The organism is Pseudomonas sp. ZY71, assembly GCF_036542145.1.
Taxonomy (GTDB): Bacteria; Pseudomonadota; Gammaproteobacteria; order Pseudomonadales; family Pseudomonadaceae; genus Aquipseudomonas; species Aquipseudomonas koreensis_A.
Genome location: NZ_CP144274.1, coordinates 6004159 through 6012500, shown reverse-complemented (window position 1 = coordinate 6012500; position 8342 = coordinate 6004159). Strand labels below are relative to the sequence as shown.

10 protein-coding genes, 4 tRNA genes and 2 rRNA genes (1 of these 16 running past the window's edge) are annotated in these 8342 nt (G+C 53.4%); all 16 read left to right on the top strand.

The window, feature by feature from the left end; translation table 11 throughout:
- A 23S ribosomal RNA gene (locus VY732_RS26765) occupies positions 1-524 on the top strand (it extends 2370 nt beyond the left edge of the window).
- A 150-nt stretch (positions 525-674) separates the two neighbouring features.
- Positions 675-790, top strand: a 5S ribosomal RNA gene (gene rrf, locus VY732_RS26760).
- Positions 791-922: 132 nt separating this feature from the next.
- Positions 923-1876 carry a bifunctional biotin--[acetyl-CoA-carboxylase] ligase/biotin operon repressor BirA gene (gene birA, locus VY732_RS26755; RefSeq protein WP_331692671.1) on the top strand — a complete coding sequence of 318 codons (954 nt, stop codon included), beginning with the start codon at positions 923-925 and terminating at the stop codon, positions 1874-1876.
- A complete protein-coding gene (locus VY732_RS26750; RefSeq protein ID WP_331692670.1) occupies positions 1866-2618 on the top strand; it encodes a pantothenate kinase in 753 nt (250 codons plus the stop codon). Before birA ends, VY732_RS26750 begins: the two co-directional genes overlap by 11 nt.
- 7 nt (positions 2619-2625) lie before the next feature.
- Complete coding sequence (locus VY732_RS26745) at positions 2626-3057, top strand: hypothetical protein (RefSeq protein ID WP_331692668.1); 432 nt, start codon at positions 2626-2628, stop codon at positions 3055-3057.
- A 143-nt stretch (positions 3058-3200) separates the two neighbouring features.
- Positions 3201-3285, top strand: a tRNA-Tyr gene (locus tag VY732_RS26740).
- A 25-nt stretch (positions 3286-3310) separates the two neighbouring features.
- Positions 3311-3384: transfer RNA gene (locus VY732_RS26735), tRNA-Gly, on the top strand.
- A 26-nt stretch (positions 3385-3410) separates the two neighbouring features.
- A tRNA-Thr gene (locus VY732_RS26730) sits at positions 3411-3486 on the top strand.
- An 85-nt stretch (positions 3487-3571) separates the two neighbouring features.
- A complete protein-coding gene (gene tuf / locus VY732_RS26725; protein ID WP_038362141.1) occupies positions 3572-4765 on the top strand; it encodes an elongation factor Tu in 1194 nt (397 codons plus the stop codon).
- 53 nt (positions 4766-4818) lie between these two features.
- Positions 4819-4894: transfer RNA gene (locus VY732_RS26720), tRNA-Trp, on the top strand.
- A 45-nt stretch (positions 4895-4939) separates the two neighbouring features.
- Positions 4940-5308, top strand: coding sequence for a preprotein translocase subunit SecE (secE, locus tag VY732_RS26715; RefSeq protein ID WP_007916493.1), 369 nt, complete (start codon positions 4940-4942; stop codon positions 5306-5308).
- A 9-nt stretch (positions 5309-5317) separates the two neighbouring features.
- Entirely contained in the window at positions 5318-5851 is a 534-nt protein-coding gene (gene nusG / locus VY732_RS26710) for a transcription termination/antitermination protein NusG (protein ID WP_007916492.1), read from the top strand.
- A 117-nt stretch (positions 5852-5968) separates the two neighbouring features.
- Positions 5969-6400, top strand: a complete 432-nt coding sequence (gene rplK / locus VY732_RS26705; protein WP_003228756.1) for a 50S ribosomal protein L11 — start codon at positions 5969-5971, stop codon at positions 6398-6400.
- Entirely contained in the window at positions 6400-7095 is a 696-nt protein-coding gene (gene rplA / locus VY732_RS26700; protein ID WP_007916481.1) for a 50S ribosomal protein L1, read from the top strand. Before rplK ends, rplA begins: the two co-directional genes overlap by 1 nt.
- A 198-nt stretch (positions 7096-7293) precedes the next feature.
- On the top strand, positions 7294-7794 hold the full coding sequence (gene rplJ, locus VY732_RS26695; RefSeq protein WP_008081912.1) for a 50S ribosomal protein L10: 501 nt from the start codon (positions 7294-7296) through the stop codon (positions 7792-7794).
- Between the two features lie 74 nt (positions 7795-7868).
- Positions 7869-8234, top strand: a complete 366-nt coding sequence (gene rplL / locus VY732_RS26690; protein WP_003228750.1) for a 50S ribosomal protein L7/L12 — start codon at positions 7869-7871, stop codon at positions 8232-8234.
- Positions 8235-8342: the final 108 nt, after the last annotated feature.

Below are 8342 nucleotides of genomic sequence, written 5' to 3'. Positions count from 1 at the left end.
AGGTCTTAGTGATCCGGTGGTTCTGTATGGAAGGGCCATCGCTCAACGGATAAAAGGTACTCCGGGGATAACAGGCTGATACCGCCCAAGAGTTCATATCGACGGCGGTGTTTGGCACCTCGATGTCGGCTCATCACATCCTGGGGCTGAAGCCGGTCCCAAGGGTATGGCTGTTCGCCATTTAAAGTGGTACGCGAGCTGGGTTTAGAACGTCGTGAGACAGTTCGGTCCCTATCTGCCGTGGACGTTTGAGATTTGAGAGGGGCTGCTCCTAGTACGAGAGGACCGGAGTGGACGAACCTCTGGTGTTCCGGTTGTCACGCCAGTGGCATTGCCGGGTAGCTATGTTCGGGAAAGATAACCGCTGAAAGCATCTAAGCGGGAAACTTGCCTCAAGATGAGATCTCACTGGAACCTTGAGTTCCCTGAAGGGCCGTCGAAGACTACGACGTTGATAGGTTGGGTGTGTAAGCGCTGTGAGGCGTTGAGCTAACCAATACTAATTGCCCGTGAGGCTTGACCATATAACACCCAAGCAATTTGCGTCGAAAGGCCAAGTTGCGGTGTGTGAAGACGAAACGAACCGAAAGTTCGATGTTCACAAACACCGAAAGCTGTCACATACCCGATTTGCTGAAGCGAGGCCATCTGGTCACGACTCAGTACCCGAATTTCTTGACGACCATAGAGCGTTGGAACCACCTGATCCCATCCCGAACTCAGCAGTGAAACGATGCATCGCCGATGGTAGTGTGGGGTTTCCCCATGTGAGAGTAGGTCATCGTCAAGATTAAATTCCGAAACCCCAATTGCGAAAGCAGTTGGGGTTTTGTTTTGCCCGCAAGAAAAGCATCTGCTTGATTTCTATGCAACGGCCCGGTGCATGGCTATTATTCGGGCCTCATTGTGAGGCGAGACCTGCATGTTGACGTTGTTGAACCTTCTGAAAGATGGTCGATTCCATTCTGGTCAGGATCTGGGGGCCGCCCTGGGGATAAGTCGAAGTGCGGTATGGAAGCAACTTCAGCATCTTGAAGCTGAGCTTGGTCTGTCTATCCATAAAGTGCGGGGGCGGGGCTATCAATTGGCTGCGCCATTGATGCTTCTCGACGCTCTGACGATATCCGCAATTGCGCCATCTTGGCCGGTGACCGTCCTGGATTCGGTCGACTCGACAAACGCTGAGGCTTTGCGTGCAATCGGCCAAGGGGGGCAGGCGCCCTTTTTGGTGCTCGCGGAGCGACAAGTCTCTGGGCGCGGAAGAAGAGGTCGCAAGTGGGTGAGCCCGTTTGCTGAAAATCTCTATTACAGTCTTGTCCTGCGCATCGATGGCGGAATGCGCCAGCTTGAGGGCTTGAGTCTTGTTGTGGGATTGGCTGTCTTGCAGGCTCTGAGAAACTTTGGGGTGCCAGGTGCAGGATTGAAGTGGCCTAACGATGTCTTGGTGGGTAACAAGAAAATCGCGGGCATTCTTCTTGAGCTCGTCGGCGATCCGGCAGACGTTTGCCACGTGGTCCTGGGTATTGGCGTCAACGTGAATATGCAGGTGGCTGATGAGGTGGATCAGCAATGGACTTCAATTCGGCTTGAGTCAGGCAGAAGCAGTGATCGCAACGCCTTGGTGGTTGAGTTGAGTAAGCAATTAAGTGCTTGCATTCAGCGCCATCAAGTCGATGGTTTTTCGGCTCTTCAGTCGGAATGGGAGGCGAACCATCTATGGCAAGATCGCTCGGTGTCATTGATCGCCGGTTCCAACCATGTAGATGGTGTGGTGCTCGGAATAGATAGTCAGGGTGCGCTGCGTCTGAAGGTGAGTGGTGTGGAAAAAGTCTTTAGTGGTGGTGAGCTCAGCCTGAGGTTGCGTGATGATTCTTGAGCTCGACTGTGGAAACAGCTTTATTAAGTGGCGTGTGCTGAAGGCTGCGCCCGTCGCTATTTTTTCTGAAGGAGTTGTCGGCTCTGACATCGCGTTGCTTGACAGTTTAAGGTCCCTTGAAGGGCTTTTACTGCGCAAGTGTCGCCTGGTCAGCGTCAGGACTGCGGAAGAGACGGATGTATTGATCGATGCTCTCGAGCGGGAGTTCGGTGTTTCTGCGGTGTGTGCGAAGTCTGCTCGTGAAATGTCTGGTGTCAAAAATGGTTATGAAGACTACGAGCGTCTAGGGCTTGATCGATGGTTGGCCATGCTTGGCGGGTTTCATCTGGCATCGGGCGGCGCTTGCCTTGTACTCGATTTCGGTACGGCGGTAACTGCTGATTTTATTGCTTCTGATGGTGACCATCTTGGCGGCTTTATTTGCCCTGGAATTCCATTGATGCGAGATCAGCTGCGTACTCATACCCGCAAGATTCGCTATGGGGATCAGGCGGCTGAGCGTGCACTGTCCAGTATTGCGCCTGGGCGCACCACCGTTGAGGCGGTGGAGCGCGGGTGTGCATTGATGCTGCGAGGTTTCGTCTTGACGCAGTTGGAGCTGGCGCGCTCTTACTGGGGGGAAGGCTTCACAGTCTTTATAACTGGCGGTGATGCTGAATTGGTCGCGGATGTCGCGCCTGAGGCCCGAGTCGTTCCCGACCTGGTATTTGTAGGGTTGGCCATGGCGTGTCCTTTTTCCTGAGGTTTGTATGCGTTGGTTGTTCCTCCTGCTTCTTGTTCTCAACGTTTTCTATTATGTCTGGCATCAGCAAGAGGCACCCTTGCGGGCGAAAGATGTAACGCCCCTCAGTTTGTATCGGGGTTCCCAGCAAGACATACGCTTGCTCAGCGAAACGACGGGTGATGTTCGGGAGGGGCGAGAGCGGCGACGGCAGGAGTGTCTGTTTCTCGGTGGCTTTTCCAGTCAGGAGTCGCTTTCACCCCTTCAGCAGCGCTTGGTCGAAATGGGGGTCAGTGTGCAATCTTCTTCGAGGGATGCTTTTGGGGCTGGTTATTGGTTGTCTGTCGCGCCTCAGAGCCAGCGTTTGTTGGGTGACGCTCAGCTACAAAACCTTTCCAACGAATTCAATGAGTTAAAACATAAAATAATGCTGTGTGAGGGGGTTGCACCTGCTGAATAGTTTGCATAGAATGGCGCCCGCTCCACAGCGAAGACCTAAACGGGTATTCAAAGTGAAGTGATGTCAACGCAGCTAACCTCAGGTTTTTAAATGAGAAAATGCTTGACAGAGGTTTGGCATGGTATAGAATGCCGGCCTGATTAGGAGGGGTTCCCGAGCGGCCAAAGGGATCAGACTGTAAATCTGACGTCTACGACTTCGAAGGTTCGAATCCTTCTCCCTCCACCAGATTTAAGCGTGAGCTGCAGGCTCCGCGGGTATAGTTTAGTGGTAGAACCTCAGCCTTCCAAGCTGATGATGCGGGTTCGATTCCCGCTACCCGCTCCAAGTTTGCAGGTTGTGCAACGCGTTTCGCTCTTGTAGCTCAGTTGGTAGAGCACACCCTTGGTAAGGGTGAGGTCAGCGGTTCAAATCCGCTCAAGAGCTCCATATAACAAGGCAGATATGAAAATATCTGCCTTTGTTTTAATGGTTGATATTGTTTGTCTAATTTCTTCTGTTGAGGGTGATATCGATGGCTAAGGAAAAATTTGATCGTTCCCTGCCCCACGTCAACGTTGGGACCATTGGTCACGTTGACCACGGTAAAACCACTCTGACCGCTGCTCTGACTCGCGTCTGCTCCGAAGTTTTCGGTTCGGCCGTAGTTGAATTCGACAAGATCGACAGCGCTCCAGAAGAAAAAGCTCGCGGTATCACCATCAACACCGCGCACGTTGAGTACAACTCGCTGATCCGTCACTACGCTCACGTTGACTGCCCGGGTCACGCTGACTATGTGAAGAACATGATCACCGGTGCTGCTCAAATGGACGGCGCTATCCTGGTTTGCTCGGCCGCTGATGGTCCGATGCCGCAAACCCGTGAGCACATCCTGCTGTCCCGTCAGGTGGGCGTTCCGTATATCGTGGTTTTCCTGAACAAGGCTGACCTGGTAGACGACGCTGAGCTGCTGGAACTGGTTGAGATGGAAGTTCGCGACCTGCTGTCCACCTACGACTTTCCGGGCGATGACACTCCAATCATCATCGGTTCGGCTCGTATGGCGCTGGAAGGCAAAGACGACAACGAGATGGGCACCACTGCCGTCAAGAAACTGGTTGAAACTCTGGATAGCTACATCCCAGAGCCAGTTCGTATGATCGACAAGCCGTTCCTGATGCCAATCGAAGACGTGTTCTCGATCTCGGGTCGCGGTACTGTTGTGACTGGTCGTATCGAGCGCGGTATCGTTCGCGTTCAGGATCCGCTGGAAATCGTTGGTCTGCGTGACACTACCGTTTCCACCTGCACCGGTGTTGAAATGTTCCGCAAACTGCTCGACGAAGGTCGTGCTGGCGAGAACTGCGGTGTTCTGTTGCGTGGTACCAAGCGTGACGACGTTGAGCGTGGTCAGGTTCTGGTTAAGCCGGGTTCGGTTAAGCCGCACACCAAGTTCACTGCAGAAGTTTACGTTCTGAGCAAGGAAGAGGGCGGCCGTCACACTCCGTTCTTCAAGGGCTACCGTCCACAGTTCTACTTCCGTACTACTGACGTGACTGGTAACTGCGAGCTGCCAGAAGGCGTTGAAATGGTAATGCCAGGTGACAACATTCAGATGACTGTTACCCTGATCAAAACCATCGCGATGGAAGACGGTCTGCGTTTCGCTATCCGTGAAGGCGGTCGTACCGTCGGCGCTGGCGTCGTAGCCAAAATCATCGAGTAAGTGGTTGTAATGTATTTTTCGGGCCGGCATAATGGTCGGCCTGATTTTGTTTTAGGTCAGTAGCTCAATTGGCAGAGCGACGGTCTCCAAAACCGTAGGTTGGGGGTTCGATTCCCTCCTGACCTGCCAGATTCACTCAGTGTGTCTGGCTTTCTTTTCACAGGATCTTCATAGATGACTCCTAAAGCTGAAGCTCAAGGCTCTCGCTTCGATCTGCTCAAGTGGCTTGTAGTTGTCGCTTTGGTGGTTGTTGGCGTTGTTGGCAATCAGTATTACTCTGCTTCGCCGATCCTGTACCGTGTACTCGCTTTGCTTGTTATTGCTGCTGTAGCTGCCTTTGTAGGCCTGCAGACAGCCAAGGGCAAGTCTTTCTTTGTACTGGTTAAGGAAGCTCGCACCGAGATTCGTAAAGTCGTGTGGCCAACTCGCCAAGAAACCACGCAGACCACCCTGATTGTGGTGGCTGTTGTTCTGGTTATGGCGTTGCTGTTGTGGGGTCTTGATTCCCTGCTCGGTTGGCTTGTTTCCTTGATTGTCGGCTAAGGGTGTCCCGTGGCTAAGCGTTGGTATGTTGTGCATGCTTACTCGGGTTACGAGAAGCATGTGATGCGCTCGCTGGTCGAGCGCGTAAAGCTGGCTGGCATGGAAGATGGCTTCGGCGAGATTCTGGTTCCCACTGAAGAAGTGGTTGAAATGCGTAATGGCCAGAAACGCAAAAGCGAGCGCAAGTTCTTTCCAGGCTATGTGCTGGTTCAGATGGATATGAACGAGGGTACTTGGCACTTGGTCAAGGATACTCCTCGGGTGATGGGTTTCATTGGCGGTACTGCCGATAAGCCTGCGCCAATCACCGATAAAGAGGCAGAAGCAATTCTGCGTCGTGTTGCTGATGGTAGCGACAAGCCGAAGCCGAAGACTCTCTTCGAGCCAGGTGAAACGGTGCGAGTCAATGATGGTCCATTCGCTGATTTCAATGGCGTTGTTGAAGAAGTTAACTACGAAAAGAGCCGGATCCAAGTGGCAGTGCTCATTTTCGGTCGCTCTACTCCGGTAGAGTTGGAGTTCAGTCAGGTCGAAAAGGTCTAGCTGGGCAAGCATCCCAACCCCGCAGCCCTAGGCTGTGGGGTTTTGTCGTCACTGGGATAAACGCGCAAGTAACCGGGGAGCCTTTCGAGGCGTTCGAACCCGTAATTGGAGTGCCTCATGGCCAAGAAAATTACCGCTTACATCAAGCTGCAAGTGAAGGCCGCTCAGGCTAACCCAAGCCCACCTGTTGGTCCTGCTTTGGGTCAGCACGGCGTGAACATCATGGAATTCTGCAAGGCCTTCAACGCCCGTACTCAGGGTCTTGAAGCAGGTCTGCCGACTCCAGTGATCATCACTGTCTACAGCGACCGTAGCTTCACTTTCGAAACAAAATCCACCCCTGCTTCGGTTCTGCTGAAGAAAGCGGCCGGTCTGACCAGCGGTTCCGCTCGTCCGAACACCGTTAAGGTTGGCACCGTTACCCGTGCTCAGCTGGAAGAAATCGCGAAAACCAAAAACGCGGATCTGACTGCAGCTGATATGGATGCAGCCGTGCGTACTATCGCCGGTTCTGCTCGTAGCATGGGCCTTAACGTGGAGGGTGTGTAATGGCTAAGCTGACCAAGCGTCAAAAGGCTATCGCCGGCAAAATCGAAGCAGGCAAGGCCTACAATATTGTAGACGCCGCTGCACTGCTGGCTGAGCTGTCGACTGTCAAGTTCAGCGAGTCGTTCGACGTTGCTGTAAACCTGGGTGTAGACCCGCGTAAATCTGACCAGGTTGTTCGTAGCGCTACTGTGCTGCCGCACGGCACTGGCAAGACTGTTCGCGTTGCTGTGTTCACCCAAGGTCCAGCTGCTGAGGCCGCTCTGGCTGCCGGCGCTGACCGTGTAGGTATGGACGACCTGGCTGCCGAAATGAAAGGCGGCGACCTGAACTATGACGTAGTGATCGCATCCCCGGATGCCATGCGCGTTGTAGGTCAGTTGGGTCAGATCCTCGGTCCACGTGGTCTGATGCCTAACCCTAAGGTTGGTACCGTAACTCCAGACGTAGCTACCGCGGTCAAGAACGCTAAAGCTGGTCAGGTTCGTTATCGCACCGACAAAAACGGCATCATTCACACCTCCGTTGGCAAGATGGGCTTCGACGCCGTCAAGCTGAAGGAAAACGTTGAAGCCCTGATCGCTGATCTGAAGCGTATCAAGCCAGCTTCTTCGAAAGGTATCTACGTCAAGCGCGTTACCCTGAGCACCACTATGGGCCCAGGTCTGGTCATCGACCAGAGCTCGCTGGACGCGTAAGACAAAAATTGGCGCGAGTATTCGCGCCAGTTGAAAGATTGGGGTCCCTGCCTGGCGGGGGCTATCCAAGACCGTAGGCGACGCAAGTCTTAAACCACCAGCCTACGCAGATGGTGCTCCCGGTTCCTTACCGAATCAGACACCAAAACGACATTCGGTTCCGATCGAATGAAACGGTAACAAGCAGGAGTTAAACCCGTGGCAATTAATCTCGAAGACAAGAAGGCCATCGTCGCTGAAGTCAACGAGGCTGCCAAAGTCGCTCTGTCCGCTGTCGTGGTTGATGCACGTGGCGTAACAGTAGGCGCAATGACCGGACTCCGTAAAGAGGCTCGTGAAGCTGGCGTTTACGTACGCGTTGTACGTAATACCCTGCTCAAGCGCGCTGTTGCTGACACTCAATACAGTGTCCTCAACGACGTGTTCACCGGCCCGACCCTGATTGCATTCTCGAACGAACATCCGGGCGCTGCTGCTCGTATCTTCAAAGAGTTTGCCAAGGGTCAGGACAAGTTCGAGATCAAGGCAGCTGCGTTCGAGGGCAAGTTCCTCGCAGCTAATCAGATCGACGTACTGGCAACTCTGCCGACCCGTGACGAAGCAATTTCTCAGCTGATGAGCGTGATTCAAGGCGCTACCAGCAAATTGGCTCGTACTCTGGCGGCAATTCGCGACCAGAAAGAAGCTGCTGCAGCCTAAGGCTCGTCAACTTCTCGCGTTTTTTGTTTATTTCGATGGTCGCGTAGGCCGTCCCCCAATTCAGGAATTGAGTCATGTCTCTGACTAACGAACAAATCATCGAAGCAATCGGCCAGAAATCCGTAGTGGAAATCGTTGAGCTGATCAAAGCGATGGAAGAAACCTTCGGTGTTACCGCTGCTGCTGCTTCGGCTGGTCCAGCTGCTGCTGCCGCTGTTGTTGAAGAGCAAACCGAGTTCAACGTTGTTCTGCTGGAAGCTGGCGAGAAGAAGGTTAACGTGATCAAGGCAGTTCGTGAACTGACCGGTCTGGGCCTGAAAGAAGCCAAAGAGAAAGTAGACGGCGCTCCTCAGGTTGTAGCTGAAGGCGTTTCGAAAGAAGCGGCTGAAGACGCCAAGAAGAAGCTGGAAGAAGCAGGCGCTAAAGTCGAACTGAAATAAGTATCGACTTTGCTCCTCCAGCCCGAGCGTCAAGCGACAGGCTGATGGCTGGTGGCTCTTGCCACCGGCCTTTTTCCGTTATTGGCAGCCGACTGGGTCGGTGCTGAT

Excerpts from the sequence above, each read along its gene's own strand:
- birA (WP_331692671.1), top strand. The coding sequence starts at position 923 with ATGTTGACGTTGTTGAACCTTCTGAAAGATGGTCGATTCCATTCTGGT.
- VY732_RS26750 (WP_331692670.1), top strand. The coding sequence starts at position 1,866 with ATGATTCTTGAGCTCGACTGTGGAAACAGCTTTATTAAGTGGCGTGTG.
- VY732_RS26745 (WP_331692668.1), top strand. The coding sequence starts at position 2,626 with ATGCGTTGGTTGTTCCTCCTGCTTCTTGTTCTCAACGTTTTCTATTAT.
- tuf (WP_038362141.1), top strand. The coding sequence starts at position 3,572 with ATGGCTAAGGAAAAATTTGATCGTTCCCTGCCCCACGTCAACGTTGGG.
- secE (WP_007916493.1), top strand. The coding sequence starts at position 4,940 with ATGACTCCTAAAGCTGAAGCTCAAGGCTCTCGCTTCGATCTGCTCAAG.
- rplK (WP_003228756.1), top strand. The coding sequence starts at position 5,969 with ATGGCCAAGAAAATTACCGCTTACATCAAGCTGCAAGTGAAGGCCGCT.
- rplA (WP_007916481.1), top strand. The coding sequence starts at position 6,400 with ATGGCTAAGCTGACCAAGCGTCAAAAGGCTATCGCCGGCAAAATCGAA.
- rplL (WP_003228750.1), top strand. The coding sequence starts at position 7,869 with ATGTCTCTGACTAACGAACAAATCATCGAAGCAATCGGCCAGAAATCC.